Consider the following 21,348-nt stretch of genomic DNA (forward strand, 5'->3'; position numbering starts at 1 on the left):
CCTCCCAGTTAATTACTCTGGTTTGACTTCTTGCTTTTCAACGGCTTCCATTTCATCACCAATTTTGATATCATTGTAGCCCTCAATTGTTAAACCACAGTCAAATCCTTGTTTAACCATTTTAGCATCATCTTTAAATCTTTTAAGTGATGCCACTTTTCCAGTATATATTACAACACCGTCACGAATCAAATTGATTTCAGAATCTTTTGAAACATAACCAGAATCGACAAAGGCACCAGCAATTGTTCCTACCTTGGAAACCTTCCAAGTTTCCCGTACAGTCAAATTGCCCACAACCTTATCTTCATAAGTTGGTTCAAGCATACCCTTCATGGCTGCTTTAACATCGTCAATAGCCTTGTATATGATGCTATACAGACGTATATCTACACCATCTGTTTCAGCTTGTGACTTTGCGGTAGCTGTTGGACGAACATTAAAGCCAATTATGAATGCATTCGAAGCGCCAGCCAAGGTAACATCTGATTCATTTACAGCACCAACTCCAGCATGAATGATGTTTACACGCACACCTTCAACTTCTATCTTTTCAAGTGACTGCTGTAAAGCCTCTACAGAACCTTGAACATCCGCTTTTAAGACAACATCTACTTCCTTCATGTTTTCTTTCTTCATAGTGTCAAACAGGTTATCAAGAGTAACATGTTGAACATTTTCCCGAGATTGTTGCAAAGCTTGTTGCGCTCTTTGTTCACCAACACTTCTAGCCGTCTTTTCATCATCGAACACTACTATTTTATCAGCAGATTCTGGAACATCATTTAATCCGGTAATTTCTACTGGCATTGATGGAGTAGCCTTTTCCACTTGACGACCGCGGTCATTAGTCATAACACGAACTCTACCAAAGCGGTTCCCAACTACAATTGGATCGCCAACTTTTAGTGTTCCTTGTTGAACCAAAAGGTCGGCAACAGGACCACGTCCACGAGAAAGTCTGGCTTCAATAACAGTACCAATTGCTTTTTGCGTTGGGTCTGCTTTCAATTCCATCACATCCGCTTGCAAAAGGATCATTTGCAAAAGTTCATCAACATTTTCACCAGTTTTAGCAGAAATGTTAACAAATATTGTGTCACCACCATAATTTTCCGGAATTAAATTGTACTTCATTAACTGCTCAGTAACATGCTCAGGGTTTGCTCCCGGAACATCCATCTTGTTAATGGCAACAATAATTGGAACTTTAGCACTCTTAGCATGATCAATTGCTTCAACAGTTTGAGGCATTACACCGTCATCTGCAGCAACAACCAAGACAACAATATCGGTAATTTCTGCTCCACGTTCACGCATATTTGAGAATGCGGCATGTCCTGGTGTATCCAAGAAAGTAATTGGCTGATTATCAACTCTTACCTGATAAGCACCAATTTTTTGCGTAATTCCTCCAGCTTCATGAGCCGAAACATGCGTATGACGTAAACGATCAAGCAGTGTTGTCTTACCATGGTCAACGTGTCCCATAATAGTAACTACTGGTGGGCGTTTAATTAAATGCTTAGATTTCAGAGAAGCTTTCATTCTCTTGTCATAAAGATTATCAATGTCAGATATATCCTCATGAACCTTTTCTTGAGCATTAATATTATATTCAGCCGCTACTAATTCTATTGCATCTTTATCAAGGGATTGATTTTGATTAGTCATGACACCCAGCATAAATAATTTTTTGACTATTTCAGCTGGCTCTCTGTGCAAAATTTTTCCTAAGTCTTGAGCATTCATACCCACTTCGTAAACCAGAGTATCTGGTAATGGACGCTCTTTTCTTTGCGTTGGCTGCTTTTTAGGTACTTGTTCAAACTGCTTCTTCTTATTTTTACGCTTACGCTTTTCTTGGTGTTTCGAATAATTATTTGCACCATAGGTTTGATTTTTACCTTTTCTGCCTGGCTTGCCAGAGTTACGACCATGACCGTTGCCACGACGTTTTTCTTCTTTTTCGGGTTCAGGAGCAGCAGTATCTAAAATTTTAGGCTGGCGAACAGGCGTAGACTTTTGATTATTCTTAAACCTGGCTGGTGAAGGTTTAAGAATTTTAGGTCCAGTCACTTTAGGAGCAGTAGTTTCAGTTTTAACTACTTTATTTTCATTCTTAGAAACAGACTTATTAGTTTCAGCAGACGTTGGTTTAGTTTTAGTCTGATTTTCCTTATAAGACTTTTGTGCTCTTTCTGTTTGCCGATTTAATTTTTTCTCTTCCACTCGTTGTTTTTGCTTTAATTGCTTTAATAAATCTTGGGCTACTGGTTTAGAAGTTTTTTGACTCAAATTGGAATGTTGTCTAGTGCGATCTTGACTTTGTCTAGATCTATTATTTGACTTGTGAAAGTTATTGTTTTTTCTATTACTTTTACCATTCTTAGTTTCATCATGCTTTTTTTCATTTTTACGAATTGAAGTAACAGAAATTTTGATTTTACTGCTCTTTTTCGCTGGTCTTTCTTGCTTTTTGGCGGGAGCGGAGCTACTGCGGAAACTACCCTTTATTTGCTCTACTTGTGTATCTTCAAGTGATGACATATGATTTTTAACATCAAACCCCAGGTCCTTTGCTTTATTGACCACAGTTTTATTATCGATGCCTAATTCTTTCGCCAATTCATAAATTCTTGTTTTAGTCATCAAATCACACTCCTTCTTTGATTTTTTGTAACAATGCTTTGCCAAAACCAGTATCAGTAATTCCCAAAACTTTACGCTTTTTACCAATAGCTTGGGAAATTTCACTACTATTAAATTCTGTAATCACAGATACGTTATTTTGTTTTCCAATCTTGGTAATCTTTGCGGTGGTATCCGTCTGTGCGTCTTGAGCTAAAATAATCAGCTTAACCTTTTTAGCCTTTACGCTTATTGACACAATTTCAAATCCTGAAACCAGTTTACCTGCCTTTTGGCTTAGTCCTATTAAATTTAATGCTTTTTGTCTATTTTGCAAACCTATTTATCACCAAACAATTCTTTTCTTGCCTTTTGATGGTCAACATATGAATAAAGCTCTTGGTAAAACTCTTCAGGCACTTTTGTTCCTAAGCTGCGCTCAATCAATCCCTTTTTCTGAGCGTTTTTGATCTGACTTGGATCAAGTGAGACATATGCTCCTCTACCAGGTTTCTTTCCAGTAGGATCAACTGCGATATTTTTTTCTTTGTCTACCACAATTCTGACCAATTCTTTTTTGGGCTGCATAGTATTAGTTAACAAGTCTTTTCGCATTGGAATCTTTCTTTTTTTCAAAAAGTTTCACCCCTTGCATTACTCTTCAGTAGTATCTATCGTTTCACCGATAGTAGCTTCAGCTTGAAGTCCATCTTCTGTTTTGGTCTCATCAGATGAAGTTTCTGCTTCAGGTTCTTCTTCTGCAGCAGAATCTTCTGTTATATCACTTGCAGAACTTGCATCACCTGCTACTAAATTGTCAGACTCAGCTTCTTTATTTTCCTTTTCAGCTTGATCACTGCTTTCATCAACAAATTCTACTTCTGATTCTGGTCTGATATCTATTTTATAACCGGTTAACCGTGCAGCCAAACGAACATTTTGGCCCTTTTTCCCAATTGCCAGTGATAATTGGTAATCAGGAACTATGACTAAAGCACTTTTTTCATCGTCTTCATCGCCAAATTGCACGGCAATAACTTCTGCAGGATTCAAAGCATTAGCTATATAATCTGATGGATCTTCTTCGTATTTAACTACATCTATATTTTCACCGTCAAGTTCGTTGACCACATTTTGCACTCTGGCACCTCTTTGACCAACGCAAGTACCAACCGGATCAATGTTAGGATCATTCGATTTCACGGCAATCTTGGTTCTGTCACCTGCTTCACGTGCAATTGAAACAACTTCTACAGTTCCATCGTAAATTTCAGGTACTTCCTGTTCAAATAACCTTTTTACCATATCAGGGGCAGTGCGTGAAACCGTAATTTGGGCTCCCTTAGAATCCGAGCCAACGTGAGTCACTAAAACGCGAATCTGATCTTGCGGATTATAAGTTTCACCTGGCATTTGATCATTGCGAGGCATTACTGCTTCAACATTACCAATTTTAACATAAACAAAGCGATTATCACGTCTTTCAACTGTGCCAGTTATCAATTCATCTTCATATTGAGAATATTCATCAATAATATGGTTTCTTTCAGCTTCGCGTAAATGTTGCATAATAACCTGTTTAGCAGTTTGAGCAGCAATACGACCAAAGTTCTTGGGAGCAACCTCAAAACGAATTTTATCACCAAGTTCATATGCTCGGTTAATTGTCAAAGCATCTTTTAAACTGATTTCTAGGCGTTCATCATGAACTTCCTCAACGACAGTTTTTTCAGTCATTAATTTGAAGTCCCCTCTGCGTTCGTCGAATTCAACTATGACATTTGTTGCTTGGTTATAATTCTTTTTATATGCTGCAACTAATGCCGCTTTTATTGCTTCAACAATTACATCTTGTTTTATACCTTTAGTTTTTTCCAAAGTAGCAAACGCTTCAAGCATTTCTTTAGACATAATTTCTAAATCAACCTTTCTAAAACTCAATTGCAAAACGAATATTTGCAATTAATTTACGGGGAAGTGATAAAACCCTTTTCCTTGTTTTTACTCTTATTTCAAGTTTGATTTCGTTATCATCATAAGATTTTAAAGTTCCCTCATATTCCTTTTCGCCTTCAACTTTTTGATAAAGGTTAACATGTACATAGTCATTTAAAGCCTTTTGCCAGTCGGAAGCATTTTTTAATGGTCTCTCGATACCAGGTGAAGAAACTTCTAAAATATATGGATCAGGAAATGGATCAGGTTGCAACTGATCAAGTTTCGTAGATAATAGTCCACTTAACCCCGCAATTTCATCCATATCAATACCATTTTCACGGTCAACGTATATTCTTAAATAATTCTGACCTTTTTCTTTAACATATTCCATATCGACAAACTCATCGTTTCGTTCAGCAATAATTGGTTTGATCTCTTCGATAACAGAATCTTTAACTTTCGCCAAGTACTTTCCTCCGTAATAAAAAGAGTGAGCAAATTTGCCCACTCCGAATCATTTATTCGAACTTCTTTAGGAAGTATAACACATTTATATTAATACTGCAAAATTTTAAAAGAGTGACAGTTGATTTTGGTCTGGCATACCTGCTAAGACTTCGTTATCCTCCAAATAATCCATGATCGATTGCGATACTTTGCCCCGATTAGCCAAATCTTCTTTGGATAAAAATTCTTGCTCAGTTCTAGCAGCCACAATCTGTTTAGCTGCATTGTTTCCTAATCCGGGAACAGCATTGAACGGTGCTAAAATAGTATGCTTATCTATTATTTTAAAATTGGTCGCTTCTGACTTATTTATATCGACCATTTTAATTTTAATTCCACGTTCTAAACATTCATTAGCAATTTCAAGAACAGTTAACAAACTCTTGTCCTTTGCCGATGCATCGTTTCCCTGATTCTGAATATCGGCCATTGCCTTTTTGACCGTATTTTTACCATGGCTCATAGCGACCAAGTCAAATAAGTCGGCACGGACTGAAAAATAGGCGGTATAGTAAATTTCAGGATAATAAACCTTGAACCAGGCAATTCTAAGAGCCATTAGGATATAGGCGGTAGCATGGGCCTTTGGGAACATATACTTAATTTTGAGACACGACGGAATATACCAGTCAGGTATCTTATCGTTTTTCTTTAAAACAGCCATGTCTTCATCACTAATTCCGCGGCCATGACGCACAGATTCCATTGTAGAAAAGGCTACTTCAGGTTTAACACCCCAGTGGATCAGGTCCATCATGATATTATCACGACAGCCAATAACATCTTTTAACTTACACGTGCCATTATTAACCAATTCCTCGGCATTTCCTAGCCAAACGTCAGTACCATGTGACAAACCTGAAATTTGCAACAGCTCAGAAAAAGTAGTTGGCTTGGTTTCTTCAAGCATCCCTCTAACAAATTTAGTACCAAATTCCGGTACCCCTAGGGTACCTGTTTCTGATTGAATTTGTTCAGGGGTCACGCCTAATATTTTGGGACTTGAAAAAAGTGACATCACTCCGGGATCATCAGGGGGAATTGTTAACGGATCAACGCCTGAAAGATCCTGCAACATCCTAATCATCGTTGGATCATCATGGCCTAAAATATCAAATTTTAAGATATTATCATGAATGGAATGAAAGTCAAAATGCGTCGTTAACCAGGCAGCATTAACATCATCTGCTGGGTATTGTACCGGAGTAAAGTCATAAATATCCATATCATCGGGAACCACAACAATTCCTGCCGGGTGCTGACCAGTTGTCCTTTTAACGCCGCTGACTCCAGCTGCAAGACGATCTAGTTCTGCTCCGCGCAAATTCAATTCTTTTTCTTCATCATAATGCTTAGCATAACCATAGGCTGTTTTATCTGCCACTGTGGCAATTGTACCGGCACGGTATGAATTATCAGGTCCAAACATTACCCGAATAAAGTTATGAGCCACTGGTTGATAGTCACCAGAGAAATTCAAATCAATATCTGGAACTTTGTCACCATGGAATCCTAAAAATGTTGCAAATGGAATATCCTGGCCGTCTTTAACTAACTCTGCCCCACAGTTGGGACACTTTTTATCAGGCAAGTCATAGCCTGAACCAAATTCACCATTTTCAAAGAACTCCGAGTATTTACATTTTGGACAACGATAGTGCGGTGGCAGAGGATTGACTTCAGTGATTCCTGACATTGTAGCAACAAGGCTGGAGCCCACAGAGCCCCGAGAGCCAACTAAGTAGCCGTCTTTATTAGATTTAGCCACCAATCTTTGTGAAATCAAGTAAATAACTGCATAACCATTTGAAATGATCGAGTTGAGTTCCATGTCAAGTCTGTCTTGAACTATCTTAGGTAACGGATCTCCATAAAGTTCATGAGCCTTGTCATAAGTCAAACGTTTCATTTCTTCATCTGCATTATCAATGTGAGGAGGATAAAGTCCATCTTTAATAGGTGAAATTTCTTCAATTGATTCAGCTATTTTATTAGGGTTGGTTATGACTATTTCCTTAGCAACATCTTCACCTAAAAAGCTAAATGCGTCCAGCATTTCCTGAGTGGTGTAAAAGTGCATATCAGGCTGCTTTTTGTTTCTATCAGGATTGCTGCGTTGTGCCGAAATTAAAATTGTACGGTAAATAGCATCATGTTCCTCAATGTAATGCGCGTCACCAGTAGCTACCACTGGTTTATTCAATTCCTTACCCAATTTATAAATGTTAGTCAGAATTTCTTCAAGTTCTGCTTCATCGGCAATCAAATGATCTTCAATCATAATTGAATAATTTGCGGGAGGTTGAATTTCGAGATAATCATAAAAGCGGGCTTTTTTACGGGCCTCATCATATCCCTTCTGCATCATTGCGACAAAAACATCGCCCTCAGAACAACCTGAACCGTATAGCAAGCCTTCATGATTTTTCACCAAATCAGACTTTGGCGTTCTTGGTATCCGATAAAAATCTTTTGTACTTGCGATTGAAACCAACCTGTACATGTTTTTAAGACCCGTCTGATTTTTAGCTAAGATAGTCATGTGTTGTGGTCGTGCTCTCTTAAACACTTGACCTTGAGCAGCATATTCGTTCATCTTACCTAAATCATCTTCATGATACTTTTTGGTAAAAGCTTCCAGAAGCTTAAACATTAAATAGCCCGTAGCCTCAGCGTCCTGATTAGCTCGATGATGATGCTCTAAGACTACATTATATTTTTTAGCCAGTGAATCAAGCGTATGTCTTGATTGTTCTGGGTGAAGCAAGCGCGATACTTCAAGTGTATCCACTACCGGTTGAGTTATTTCGCTGAGGTCTGCCCGTCTTAATGCAGCATTAACAAATCCAACGTCAAATTGCACATTATGACCGCAAAGTGGTCGATCGCCATAAAAATCTTGAAATTGCTTAATTACTACAGCTTCGTCATCAGCAGCCCCAACCATTTCATCAGTAATTGAAGTTAAGTTAATTGTCTGTTCGCTTAATGGATGGTGGGGATTAATAAATTTATCGAATCTTTCTAGAACTTCACCATTTTTCATCTTAACGGCGCCAATTTCAATAATAGTATCGTAAACAGAAGAAAGACCAGTTGTTTCAACGTCAAAAATGACAAATTCACGATCTTTATAAGTCATTGATGCAGGATTAAGAACAAGCAGAGCATGATCATCAATCATATTAGCTTCAAGACCATAAATAATTTTGACGCCATTCTTTTTACCAGCATTATATGCTTCTGGAAAGGCTTGAACATCGGCATGGTCTGTAATGGCGATTGCTTTTTGACCGAACTTTTTGGCGGCTTTGACAAAGTCTGTTGCCGTATTGGTTGCATCAAGCTGACTCATATTGGTGTGCAGATGTAATTCTACTCTTTTTTCTTCGCCTTGATACTTTTCCGTTCGACCGCCATGCTCAATAATTTCCAAAGCCGAAATGTTAAAAACTGTATCATGACTCCACTGGTCCTGAGAAGCTGATCCCTGCATTTTTGCCCAGGTTCCAGGTTTTATGTCTTTCATACTTTGAATTTGATCTTTATCAGAAACAAATTTCTTAAATGAGATAGAATCAGTATAGTCTGTTATTTCACCAGTAAATATAATTGAACCGGTTTTTAATTCTCTGCTGGAAATATTAAAAATATTTCCCTCTATTACAACATTTCTGCTGCCATCGATAACATCTTTAATTTGTGTTAGAGGCAGATTTTCATCAAGCTTACGGTTGCCATAACGACTTTTTTTAGTAGGATAACTTGGAGTTTTGACTTTCTCTTGTGTTGGAGCAGCATCATATTCTTCCTGCATGTTTTGCTCATGCTGCTGCTGCAATTCTTGCAGACTGGCTAAATTATTGAGAGAATTTTCATCATCGATTTCAGTTACAAACTTTAAATTAAAGAAACCGTAATTCCTCATTTCTTCAGCTAGCTCATCAAGCATCTTTTGTTCAAGCAGCCCATCAACAACCAAATTATCTACGGGAATAATCCAGCGTCCATCTTCCTTTTTAGGCTTATGGCTGGAAATAAATTCTCGAGCCACCGGCTGCAAAGCCTGAGAATTCTGAACAGCATAGTGCCAATAATCGGTTAAATAGTCATCTGCTCCATCCTGGGAACGAATATACAAGCGAGTATTAACAAAAGAAGAAAAATTAGCGGTTATTGCCTTATTTAGTGCATCAAAAGTTGCAAATTTTAACGGTGTAGTAAAAAGAACGTGGATATCCCACCTGTGTTCTCTAGCGTAAACATCCACGTTCTCAATTTCGCCTTTTTGCAACAATTTATTATCTGCAAATTCTTGCGGAAACTTTATTTGCTGCAATAACCTTAAAAATAGTTTATTTTTATCAGTCACGAAAATTATCCTAACTCTTTATTAACAAAATCATCTAATTCAGACAGTGTCATTTCAGTAGCTTTTTCGTCAGCAGGTCTTTTGACTTCAACTACACCTTCAGCTGCTTTTTTACCGACTGTTACCCTGACCGGAGCGCCAAGTAAGTCAGCATCCGCAAACTTCACACCAGCACGCTCATTACGATCATCATATAATACATCATACTTAGCACTATATTTTTCTTCAAGTTTTTGAGCCAGAGCAGATTGATCATTATCTTTCATTTTCATTTGAACGATATGAAGACTAAATGGTGCGATTTCTTTGGGCCAGGCTACACCATTTTTGGTTAAATGTTGTTCAATGACTGCAGATAATACTCTGGTAACACCAATGCCGTATGAACCCATTATAACGGGCTGGGCTTTACCATTTTGATCTAAAAAGTCTGCACCCATGGTTTCGGTATAATATGTTCCCAGTTTAAAAATATGACCAACTTCAATAGAAGTAGTGAATTTTAAAGGGAGATGATCAACCGGATCCGGTTCACCTTCATTGGCTACCCTAATATCTCCAAACTTGTCTGGATTAATATCACGCTTTAAATTCACATTTTTAAATTGAAAACCAGTTTTATTAGCACCAACAACAACATTATACAAGTTTTTTACCGTGTTATCTGCAATAACTTGATCTGCCCAGTCAGCATTAATTGGTCCGACGCTACCCTTAGTGACACCAGTTATCTGTTCTAGTTCATCATCTGTAGCTACTCTAAGTGAATTTACATCTAACAGGTGCTTTAATTTTACTTCGTTGATCTGTTTGTCGCCACGAATTAAAACCAATACCTTTGTTTTTTCATCAGCAAGGTAAAGGATACTTTTAACTATCCGTGTAGCTGGCACTTGCAGGAATTGAACAAGATCAGAAATAGTTTCTTTACCTGGAGTAGCAACTTCTTCAACTTGCTTTAATTGTTCTTCTTCTGGCTTGAAAGTATCGACACTTGAAGCCATTTCTAAGTTAGCTGAATATGTTCCTGTTTCATTAGTGGCAATAGTATCTTCACCAATTGCTGCAGGAGCTTGGAATTCTGTCGAATTTTTGCCACCCATAGTACCAGAATCAGCAATTACTGGGGTAACCTTTAAACCACACCGATGATAAGCGGCCGTAAAAGCTTTCTTTTCATCCTCAAACTGCTGATCAAGTTGCTCTTTAGTGGCAGCAAAGCTATAGGCATCAAGCATTATAAATTCACGAGACCTTAATAAACCAAAACGAGGTCTGTTTTCGTCCCTAAACTTTGATTGAATTTGGAAAAGAGCAATTGGCATTTGTTTGTAGCTCTTTAAATCTTTAGCGACAATATCAGTAAAAGTTTCCTCATGAGTCGGTCCCAGTAAACTTTGGCGGCCATGTCTGTCCTTTAATTTAAACATTTCAGGCCCATATTTTTGCCATCTACCCGATTCTTCCCATAGAGTCGCAGGCAAAAGATCTGGCATTGCCATTTCCGGCACGTTGATTTTTGCCATTTCTTCGCGCATTATTTTCTCGGCTTTACTTAAGACGCGATATCCTAAGGGCAAATAGGCATAAACTCCAGCTGTTACTTGGCGAACATATCCACCTCGCAACATTAATTTATGACTTTCAGCAACAGCATCAGCTGGTGCCTCTTTTAAAGTCGGCATAAATAATTTAGATTGACGCATTAATTCTCTCTCCCAAATTGTTTTTTATTTAATAAAGTAACGGTAGATATCATTGCCCGTTACAGCAATAATTAAAACTAACAGTAAACCGAAACCGATTAATTCCACTATAGCTTCATGATTTTCAGAAATTGGTTTACCACGAATGATTTCAATAATATTTAGTAAAAATTTACCACCATCTAAGCCAGGAATTGGTATTAGATTGACAATACCCAAGTTAATAGAAATCATTGCCAAAAAAGCCAAAATATAGGTGAAGCCCATTTTAGAAACCTGTGATGTCTGTGAATAAATCCCAACTGGGCCAGAAAGTTTATTTAAGCTGAAGTGACGGAATAAACCACCAACTGCATTAAAAATCATCCCCGTAGTGGAAACGGCTGTATCCCAGCCACGCTTAAACTTAGCATTAAAACTATCATCGCTTTTTGCTCTAATTCCAATTTGATAAACTTTTTGCCCCTGCACCTTAACGACCTGTGGTTGAACACTTATCACTTTTTGGTGATTATTTTTGACCACCGCAATATTAGTTTTTTTGCCTTTGCTTTGATAAATTTTTTCAGATATTTGTTCAAAAGAGGTTATTTTATGACCATTAACAGCCGTTATTTTTGAACCAGGCTCAAGTTTTGCAAGCGCAGCCGGCGAATTTGGTGCCACTTCTGCTACTTCTGTAGTAGCTGGTCCAGGAACGGTAAAGGTCCAAATCAAAAAAACAACAAAACCCAGAATAATATTCATCAAAGGGCCAGCAATGTTAGTAGCTAATTTTTGCCAGACATTTGCTTCTTGAAACTGCGTGTCACGGGGAGCAATGATCAGTTCAGTATTTGATTGATCAATGATAGTGGCATCATGATTAACATGATATGTTACTAGTTTTTCTTCTTCGCCGTTTTCATACCCTGAAATAAAGAGTTTATCAACTAGGTCAAACTTAGTGATCTGCAATGGAATTCCTTCAAGCGGGACATCCGACTCAGAAGCATCAATCCTGACTACTTCATTTTGCTGATTAAGTTGCAAAAGTACTCTCATACCAGGAGCTAACGTGGTTTCATCATCTTTACTTGCCAAACGCACATAGCCACCTAAAGGCAGCCATCTAATGGTATAAGTAGTAGGATTGCGTCGTACTTGGAAAAGTTTAGGTCCCATCCCAATTGAAAATTCACGCACTAAAATGCCGCATTTTTTAGCAACAATAAAATGCCCAAACTCATGGACAAAAACCAATATTCCAAATACAACTAAAAAGATTAGTATACCTTTCACAAGAATTCTCCTAGTGCATGATTCCCATTAGAGCAGCAAATACAGGCAAAACAAAGAGCATACTGTCAAAACGATCTAAAATACCGCCATGACCAGGTAGTATTTTGCCAGAATCCTTAACCCCGTAATATCTCTTATAAGCTGATTCAACTAGGTCGCCCATTTGTCCAACAATTGATAGCACAAAGGCAAAAATAATCATTTCAACTTGAGAATGATTTAAGTTGACAAAATAAACATAAATTGCCGCACAAATCACTGCACAAATTGTGCCTCCAATTGATCCTTCCCAAGTTTTATTGGGACTTATCACGGGCCATAACTTATGTTTACCAATTTTTCGGCCAATCATATATGCACCTGTGTCAGTAAGCCATACAACGACAAAAACGTAGCAAAGAAGTGCAAGACCATTACTTGCATTTCTGACGCTTGCCATATAATGAAAGCCTGTGCCGACATATAATGAGCCTAAAGTATAAACGGCTACATCGTCAAAAGTGGTTTTATTTTTAGTTAAAACAGTCCAGGTAAGCATTAGCATGATAAGGGCAAAATAAATACCATATTTCGTCCAGTGAAATGGCATTGACTGGATAAAATTATCTGGTACAGCCCAAGTGATTGTAGCCAGTAACGCCAATAAAAAATTGACTGAAACCAGAATTTGCTTTTTCATTAAAAAGAATTCGCTAATACCAACGGCTGCAAAGATGACGGTGAGCCACTCCATCCAGAGCCCACCCATAATTACAATAGGAATAAATAAAATTAAAGCAATTACTGCTGTGATTATACGTTGTTTCATATAAATACCTAACTATCCGATTCATCAAGTTTGCCGAAACGACGATGACGATTCTGAAAATCATTAACAAATTTTTCTAAATCAGTTTTAGTAAAATCTGGCCAATTTTTCTCACTAAAAGCAAGTTCTGAATAAGCTAACTGCCAAAGCATAAAATTAGAAATCCTTTGTTCACCAGATGTTCTAATTAATAAATCAGGATCGCTATATTCGCCAAAACTCGCAGTCATCAATCTGTGGGAAATCATTTCCTCATCAATTTCTTCGCTTGTTATCGCATTTGTTTCAACGAGCGTGGCAAGTTCTTTTACTGCAGTCGTAATCTCTCTTCTAGAGCCATAATTGAAAGCAAAGTTCAAAATTAAACCGCTATTTGTGGCGGTTTCCGCCATTGCTCTTTGGACGACATCATAAGTCTTGGGCGGCAGCTCATCCAAGTAGCCCATAATATTCACTTTGACATTTTCCTTCATCAATGTAGGCATAAATTTATCAAAAAAACGCACTGGCAAGTTCATCAGATATGCTACTTCCTCCTTAGGTCTGGCCCAATTTTCTGTAGAAAATGCATATAGTGATAAGACTTTGATACCAAGCTGATCTGCTGCCAAAGTTATTCTTTCGACATTATTCATGCCTTCGTAATGGCCTGCTATTCGTGGTTTCCCTTGCCTAGTTGCCCAACGACCATTACCATCCATTATAATAGCTAAATGGTTTAATTGATTTTTTTTACTTGCCATTTAATTAGCCTTGTGTAATTTCCTTACGCTTTTCTTCCGCAATTTTGTCGATTCTTTTAGTAGCATCATCCGTAACTTTCTGCACGTTCTTTTCCAAATTGCGTTGTTCGTCTTCCGTGATTTCATCGTCTTTCTGTTGTTTTTTCAGACTGTTCATAGCATCACGACGAACATTCCTAATGGCAATCTTACTCTCTTCAGCCATCTTGTTGACTTCTTTGGCAATTTCTTGTCGTCTTTCACCAGTAAGTTGCGGGATCACTAAACGGATCACCTTACCATCATTTGCAGGTGTTAAGCCCAAGTTTGAAGCCAAAAGAGCATGTTCAATGTTATCAAGACTGCTTTTGTCATAGGGCGTGATTAATAATACTCGCGGCTCCGGAATAGTGACACTGGACATTTGCGTTAGTGGTGTCGGGGCACCATAATAATCAACTTTTACACCTTCAAGTAAAGCTGCATTAGCAACACCAGCACGAATAGAGCCCAAGTTTTTTTCAAAAACGGTAATTGATTTATTCATATTATCTTGTGCTTTTTTAATAGCATCATTATTCATTATTTTCTCCTCCGATTACTGTTCCAATATTTTCACCTAAAACCACTTTTTTAATATTACCTTCAGTATTAACGTTGAATACAATAAGAGGAATGTTCGTGTCCATTGAAAGTGAACTTGCCGTTCTGTCCATGACTTTTAAGTTTTTAGAAATAAGATCTAACTGAGAAAGTGCACTATATTTTTTGGCATTGGGATCAACTTTCGGATCAGCAGAGTAAACTCCGTCAACTCCATTTTTAGCCATCAGAATGACATCCGCGCCTATTTCAGCGGCTCTTAGTGCGGCAGTGGTATCAGTCGAAAAGTAAGGATTACCAGTGCCACCACCCATAATTACTACTCGCCCTTTTTCTAAATGACGAATTGCTTTTCTTCTAATATATGGTTCTGCTATTTGTCTCATTTCAATCGATGTTTGCAATCTAGTAGGTACGCCTACATGTTCCAAGCCATCTTGAAGAGCTAAACCATTCATTATAGTAGCAAGCATACCCATATAATCAGCTTGTGAACGCTCCATTCCTAGTTTTGCACCAGTTTCACCTCGCCACATGTTACCGCCACCAACGACAATACCAATATCAACACCGAGTTCATGAACTGATTTGATTTCTTTTGCTAAATGACTAATGACCGTGGGATTTATTCCAGTTCCTTCAGCACCAGCAAGAGCTTCACCAGAAATTTTTAAAACTATACGCTTATACTTAACTTTAGTCATGACAGCCTCCTCTATTAACTTTAGTTATTCTACCATATAAAAAGCGCAAATGTGGACTTAGAAATAAAAGAGAGGGATTTCTTAAAAAAATTCTTTGAACTAAAAATTAACGGGAAAAGCAAAAAATCTCAAAGTTATCTACTTCGAGATTTTCAAAATATAATTAATATTTATTTTCCCTATTAATTTGCAGCAATAAATTGTAAAGTGACCCATACAAATTTGAATCGTTCCTAAAATGAGCAGAAACAATGGCAGGCTTAGTTAAAGTATTTCCTATAATAGGGTTCTTTTCCTGTACCAATTTGTCATATTCTTTGTTAATACCACTTATTAAAATTGGTTGGGCACTGATACCACCACCAATAGCAATTTTTTCAACATCTACTACGGTTTGGATATTGAGAATTAAACCAGCTATTGTAAGACAATAGTTCTGAAAGATATTTACCGCGTCAGGTGACTTCTCCTTAATTGCCTCAAAAGCATGAAGTCCATCATTTTCTTTAGGATAATTAAGTTTGTGGTTTATCTTTTTAATAAAATTGACGGCAGAGCCAATGTTACCCAAAGAGCCCTGCATATTATCTGGGTGAGACAAATCATTAATCATAAAACTTAATTCACCAGCCTGATAATGTGTTCCTCTTAATAAGTGACCATCAATAATTATGCCACCGCCAACTCCTGTTCCCAAAGTAATAGCGGCACAATTTTGTTCACCTTTTAGACTCCCCAACCAGTTTTCAGCTAGAACACTGGCTTTACCATCATTAATAACAGCAACCGCTATGTGATACTTTTTACCATATATTTCGGCAAAGTCAATGCCATCTAAAAATGGTAAGGCCCCGCCAAATCTTATTTTAGTATTTTCAATTTTACCAGGAGCACAAAAGCCGATGCCCTTGATATCTGAAATATAGCGGTTAACAATCTGGTCAATATTTTCTAAAAACTTTGCTTTATCTTGATCAGTAGCAATTTTATCTTTTTCAATTATATTTCCAGCAGAATCTAATTTAGCAAATTTAATTTCAGTTCCACCAATATCAATGCTCAAATAATTTTTCATAAATCTCTTCCATATAAATCACAACAATCACTGCAAACGACTTTAATACATTATCTCAAATATTCACCTTAAACAACTATTTGACATGCGAATTAAAAAAATCACCTATTTGCTTTATTGCTAATTTGGTTTCTGGACAATCAAATAAAACAAAAACATGAAAAAGATCTTGCCAAACATGCCACTGTACATCAACTCCAGCTTTTTGACACAAAAAATTTAGTATTGCTGAATTATCGTATTTTACTTCCTCACTGCCACAATTAATTAAAATTGGAGGAAAGTCATGGAAGTCGTCATATATTGGTGAGATTAAGGGATCTTTCTTTTCGGGATTATCAAAGTATGGAACGGGAGCAGTTGCCCCAATGAGCATAGGATCTCGTTCATTTCTATAATATTCAGATGGAAAAATATTAAGCTGACTAATAATCGGAGAAAATACTGAAATTTTTTCAGGTAAATTTTTATGTTCATTTCGCAATTGAATAGTAAGTGTAAGAGCTAGTGTAGCTCCTGCTGACTCACCAAACAACAAAATTTTATCATATTTATCTTTTAAGTAAATATAGGCATTGTAGACATCTATTTGAGCATCTGGATGTTTTCCTTCTGGATACTGTCGGTAATCTACTGAAAAAACATCTGTTTTACTGCTTTTACCCAAACTTATTGCAAGTTTTCTTCTTGAAAAAACTGTTCCTGTAGCATAGGCACCACCATGAAGAAACATAATAACATTATTTTTGTTTTGCGCATTTTGAATTAAATAAAACTCACCTTTTACGAATTCTTTATTAACTTTCTTAACTTTTACATCTTTAGGTATTTTGTATTGATTCCCAAGATCTGCATTTGCTCTTGCAGCTTTTACGACTTCTGGCGTCAGTGGTTCATTTTGACTAGGCTTAATATTATTTCTAGAGAAATCAATCGCCTTTTTTGCTTGTTCACTAATCATTTTTACTCCCTATTTATTTGAATGATAAACTAGTTTTTTATAGTTAAAGCCAATCCATAGTACAAATATTAACAATAATCCAAAAATTACAGTTCCACAAATGAAAGTAAATTCAGCACTGTTATTTTTAAATAGTGCCCCAAAGACTTGGGCGGTATATGGAGCAATTAGTGTACCGATATTAGCAATAGTCATGACAACTGAAGTAGAAAATGGGACTTGCGATGGTGAAGTAAACGCACCTACACTTGACATTGTTGAAACCATTGTCATTGAAACTGAAATCCCTACCAGTATTACACCTATACTACTAACCAATAAGGAATTAGAAACACTAAATATAAAAAATGCTAATAGACCGCATCCGATGGAGATAGACAAAGAAAAGTTTTTAATAGTTTGCGGTAAAGCCATGTAGATAAATCCACCTGCTGCCATTGCAAAAGACATTATTCCCAATAATGTACTTGCATCTTGAGCTGTGCCATATCCTTTTTCAATTACCAGAGTTGCAAACTTAATTGAAACAAAAGCAAAGATAGAATTAAATAAGAATATGAAGAGTGCTAAAAGCCAAATTTTTCCATTTATTTTTCGACTATTATTTTCAGGTTTTTCAGATTTATTGTTCTCTTGATCAATTCTTAAGTTCTTAGGTATATAAGCAAAAAACATGAGTAAGACTGGCAAAGCAACTGCATTAACCCAATAGGCCATGTGCCAACCATAATTTAGCAGCACCCCTGCCAAAAAAGTCATTAAAAACATACCTAATCCTTGAACTACACTTGACCAGCCAAGAAGTCGCTGCTGTTCTGTGCCGCTGAAAAGAGAAATGATTAAAGATTGAGAATACGAAGCTAATAGTCCTGTTCCAATTCCGATACCAATTCTTGACGTAAAAATCAAACCGAAATTGTTACTAAGTGCAGGTATTATGCCACTAAGAAAAATTATAAATAAGCCTGAAATTATCGTGCTCTTAATCCCGATTTTATCAGCTAAAATATTACTGATAGGTGTGAAAATAATTATTCCAAGTGATGAAACCGTCATGGTTAATTCAACAAGAGTGGGGTTAACATTTGAAAAAGTTTTTATCATTAAGGGTATAGTTGCAGCCGTTGCACCCGATGAAACAACAAAAATATTTAACAATAGTATTGCTAATTTTAATCCGAAATTCTTTTTATTCATTTTTGACTCCTAAGATCGCTGTTTGTTTAAATAAGTCATTAATTCTTTTAACTTCTTGTTCATTGAATGGTTTAAACCCAATACCTTTCATCTCTTTACTTAATTGATAAAGGGAATATTTCGCAAAGTTTTTCATATTTCCTGGCAATGTCAAGAAATCCCAAAAAGGTACCAATTTACTTATTTTGCTAGTTAAATTCTTATTATCTAAAAATTCACTAATAGGTGTGTGTACATCAAAAATCTCAACGATAGGCTTCTTAAGAGTTAAATAGATATGATATTCTCCAGATGGCAAAGTGTATTGACCATGTTTATCATTTACTATAAGCTCTTTAACATTTGAAAATTTCAGCATCATTTTACTGCCATATGGAATATGAACGTTAAAAGCAACATGAAATGCATCTTTAATTTTCCAATTTACTTTTACCAATCCAGTTGGAAGCTTTATCTGACCAGATACCGTGTGGAATTTTGTTGATATTGCTGGACCAAACTCAACATTGCTTCCAGATTGTTTTAGTCCAAGTAGGTATTCATATGCCCACGCCATTACTGAACCATTAGAATAGTGATTTAATGAATTCATACCATTTTCAGCAATTTTGCCTTGATCATCAAGAGAATTCCATCGTTCCCAAATTGTTGTGGCTCCGTGTTCAACTTCAAATAACCAACTTGGGTAATCTGTTTGCAAAAATATTCTTAAAGCCAGATTTTTCTGATTGTTTTCAGATAAGGCTGGCAATAAAATTGGCGTTCCCACAAAACCAGTATCTAAATGATTTTGCTTTTTTTCTATTTTCTCAACCAATAGATCAATGACCTTCTGTTTGGCATTTTCAGGGTACAAATGGAACTTTAAGCAAAGAGCTAAACCCGTTTGTGTATCCGCAACTGTAAGTCCATCTCCTGTATAAAAGTGCTTGATAAAGGCCATCTTGATTGAATTTGCTAGTTGACCATATTTCTCTTCTTCTTTTTTAAAATAAAGCACTTTAGCTGCATTTTTCACAATAAAAGAAGAATAGTAATAAAATGCACTAGCAATCAAATCATCTGCAGTTTTACCCTTGAGTTTCAGAATATCTTCTGTGTCTAATGCTAGCCAATCGCCTAGTTGATCGTCACCTAACCACAAGAACTCATTACCAGCTTTTTTGGCCCTCTTGTGAATCCAGTCTACCCAGGATTTCATTTGCGAAAAATTTTGTTTTAAGATTGATTTGTCTTGACTTCTTTGATATGAAATCCAGGGGATGATAGTCGCTGCATCACTCCATACAGCTTTGCCGCCGTCATCTGTATCAACTTTTGGCACATAAAGTGGAACTTTTCCCTCCTGTTCATCTTGTTCAATCGCTATATCTTTAGCAAATTTTTTAAAAAATGCGTAAGTTTCCATATTATAACTAGCTGTTTCGGCAAAAATAGCAGCATCTCCTGTCCATCCCAAGCGCTCATCACGCTGAGGGCAATCAGTTGGTATATCTATAAAATTTGATTTTTGCCCCCATTTAATATTTTCAAAAAGTCTATTTACTTTTTTATTATCAGTTTTTATATTGCCTGTTTCCTCCATGTTAGAATACAAGGCAAAAGCTTTAAAATCGTCAGGATTAATTTCTTTAGCAAAATTATCCAATTTTACATATCTAAAACCAAAATAAGTAAAGTGTGGCCTGACCCACTTTGATTTACCATTACTTTTGTAGGTGAATTTTGCCCTAGCTGAGCGAAGATTATCTCTATAGAATTCTTCATCTTGCAAAATTTCACCATATTCTAACGTTACTTTCTGTCCTTGAGGCAAATTATTTTTAAATTCAACCCAACCAGCAATGTTTTGACCAAAATCTAAAACTGTAGAATTATTTGGTGTATGAATAATTTTTTTAACTTTGAATACTTCATGCTTTTTGACTGGTAAACTTAACCTGTCATTTAAGACGCCTTTAGTTTTTTGGCTTAAGTGCGCAGACTCTAAAACTTTTGGTGAAATAGTATCATCGTAATCTTCACCATAATATATTCCCGAATCAGTAACAGGTGATTTAATTACTTTCCAACTTTCATCTGTGGTAACTATTTGTTCACCATTTTTATTAGTAATTATCAAATCAGCAATAGCAAAAAGATCTGCACCATAGTTATTTGGTTGTCCACCATGAGTTTTTAGGCCCAGTTTACCTTTATACCAGCCATCCCCAACTAAAATTGAGATAACATGATTGCCGCTACTTAAAAAGTCAGTTACATCATATGTTTGAATTTGAATATTACGAAAATAATTTGTAAAACCGGGGGTTAAATATTCATCACCTACTTTTTTATTGTCTATGTATACCTCATATAGTCCCAAAGCAGAAATGTAGAGCCTAGCATTATTTGCCTTCTCAACTGAAAACTTTTTGCTAAATATCACTGAATGAAGTTTATGAAAGTTGGTTCCAATCCAGTTTCCTTTTAAATTTTCATTGATAAATGCCGTTTCAAACCAAGTTTCTTTGTTTACAATTTTTTCTTTATTTTTAACAGACATAATTACATAATATTTGGTTCTTGGCTTTAAAATTAACGAAATATCATATATTAAGTCGTTAGCCGCCTCCCAGTTGGTTTGATAAATCTTTTTATCATTATTTTTAATCACCAATTTCCTTTCTAATTTTTGGTCAGTACCTTGATCTAAAAAGCCAACTATATGCAAAGAGTTATTAAAATCAAAACCTAGTGGTTTAATCATATGATTTACTTCTATAGTTGTAAGCTTCATAAATATCTCCCCTTTCTGATATCGCTTACAAACAAATTATGGTATAATCTTAATAACTTTTTTT

At 36.4% G+C, this 21,348-nt stretch carries 16 protein-coding genes; all 16 read right to left on the minus strand.

Annotated features, from left to right (window positions below):
• Positions 1-12 precede the first annotated feature (12 nt).
• Positions 13-2,652: a translation initiation factor IF-2 gene (gene infB, locus GYV61_RS07425; RefSeq protein ID WP_174795350.1), complete on the minus strand. Its 2,640-nt coding sequence runs from the start codon at positions 2,650-2,652 to the stop codon at positions 13-15.
• 4 nt (positions 2,653-2,656) lie between these two features.
• Positions 2,657-2,968 carry a L7Ae/L30e/S12e/Gadd45 family ribosomal protein gene (locus GYV61_RS07430; protein WP_046324994.1) on the minus strand — a complete coding sequence of 104 codons (312 nt, stop codon included), beginning with the start codon at positions 2,966-2,968 and terminating at the stop codon, positions 2,657-2,659.
• Between the two features lie 2 nt (positions 2,969-2,970).
• Entirely contained in the window at positions 2,971-3,267 is a 297-nt protein-coding gene (rnpM, locus tag GYV61_RS07435) for an RNase P modulator RnpM (RefSeq protein WP_110446180.1), read from the minus strand.
• A gap of 18 nt (positions 3,268-3,285) precedes the next feature.
• A complete protein-coding gene (nusA, locus tag GYV61_RS07440) occupies positions 3,286-4,542 on the minus strand; it encodes a transcription termination factor NusA (protein ID WP_174795351.1) in 1,257 nt (418 codons plus the stop codon).
• A gap of 19 nt (positions 4,543-4,561) precedes the next feature.
• Positions 4,562-5,035, minus strand: a complete 474-nt coding sequence (gene rimP, locus GYV61_RS07445; protein ID WP_174795352.1) for a ribosome maturation factor RimP — start codon at positions 5,033-5,035, stop codon at positions 4,562-4,564.
• Between the two features lie 105 nt (positions 5,036-5,140).
• Positions 5,141-9,448 carry a PolC-type DNA polymerase III gene (locus GYV61_RS07450; RefSeq protein ID WP_174795353.1) on the minus strand — a complete coding sequence of 1,436 codons (4,308 nt, stop codon included), beginning with the start codon at positions 9,446-9,448 and terminating at the stop codon, positions 5,141-5,143.
• 5 nt (positions 9,449-9,453) lie between these two features.
• Positions 9,454-11,154 carry a proline--tRNA ligase gene (locus GYV61_RS07455; protein WP_174795354.1) on the minus strand — a complete coding sequence of 567 codons (1,701 nt, stop codon included), beginning with the start codon at positions 11,152-11,154 and terminating at the stop codon, positions 9,454-9,456.
• A gap of 24 nt (positions 11,155-11,178) precedes the next feature.
• Positions 11,179-12,435 carry an RIP metalloprotease RseP gene (rseP, locus tag GYV61_RS07460; protein WP_174795355.1) on the minus strand — a complete coding sequence of 419 codons (1,257 nt, stop codon included), beginning with the start codon at positions 12,433-12,435 and terminating at the stop codon, positions 11,179-11,181.
• A 10-nt stretch (positions 12,436-12,445) separates the two neighbouring features.
• On the minus strand, positions 12,446-13,243 hold the full coding sequence (locus tag GYV61_RS07465) for a phosphatidate cytidylyltransferase (protein WP_046324999.1): 798 nt from the start codon (positions 13,241-13,243) through the stop codon (positions 12,446-12,448).
• Positions 13,244-13,251: 8 nt separating this feature from the next.
• Positions 13,252-13,986, minus strand: coding sequence for an isoprenyl transferase (locus tag GYV61_RS07470; RefSeq protein ID WP_122037677.1), 735 nt, complete (start codon positions 13,984-13,986; stop codon positions 13,252-13,254).
• Between the two features lie 4 nt (positions 13,987-13,990).
• Positions 13,991-14,548, minus strand: a complete 558-nt coding sequence (gene frr / locus GYV61_RS07475) for a ribosome recycling factor (RefSeq protein WP_122026157.1) — start codon at positions 14,546-14,548, stop codon at positions 13,991-13,993.
• Entirely contained in the window at positions 14,541-15,272 is a 732-nt protein-coding gene (pyrH, locus tag GYV61_RS07480; RefSeq protein WP_122026158.1) for a UMP kinase, read from the minus strand. The genes frr and pyrH overlap by 8 nt, the downstream gene beginning before the upstream one ends.
• A 163-nt stretch (positions 15,273-15,435) precedes the next feature.
• Complete coding sequence (locus tag GYV61_RS07485; RefSeq protein WP_046325003.1) at positions 15,436-16,347, minus strand: ROK family protein; 912 nt, start codon at positions 16,345-16,347, stop codon at positions 15,436-15,438.
• A 76-nt stretch (positions 16,348-16,423) separates the two neighbouring features.
• Complete coding sequence (locus GYV61_RS07490; protein ID WP_174795356.1) at positions 16,424-17,308, minus strand: alpha/beta hydrolase; 885 nt, start codon at positions 17,306-17,308, stop codon at positions 16,424-16,426.
• Positions 17,309-17,317: 9 nt separating this feature from the next.
• Complete coding sequence (locus GYV61_RS07495) at positions 17,318-18,505, minus strand: MFS transporter (RefSeq protein WP_174795357.1); 1,188 nt, start codon at positions 18,503-18,505, stop codon at positions 17,318-17,320.
• The gene (locus GYV61_RS07500) at positions 18,498-21,284 is read right to left on the minus strand and encodes a family 78 glycoside hydrolase catalytic domain (protein WP_174795358.1); all 2,787 of its coding nucleotides are present in this window, start codon (positions 21,282-21,284) and stop codon (positions 18,498-18,500) included. Before GYV61_RS07500 ends, GYV61_RS07495 begins: the two co-directional genes overlap by 8 nt.
• Positions 21,285-21,348: the final 64 nt, after the last annotated feature.

Source organism: Lactobacillus melliventris (assembly GCF_013346935.1).
Taxonomy (GTDB): Bacteria; Bacillota; Bacilli; order Lactobacillales; family Lactobacillaceae; genus Lactobacillus.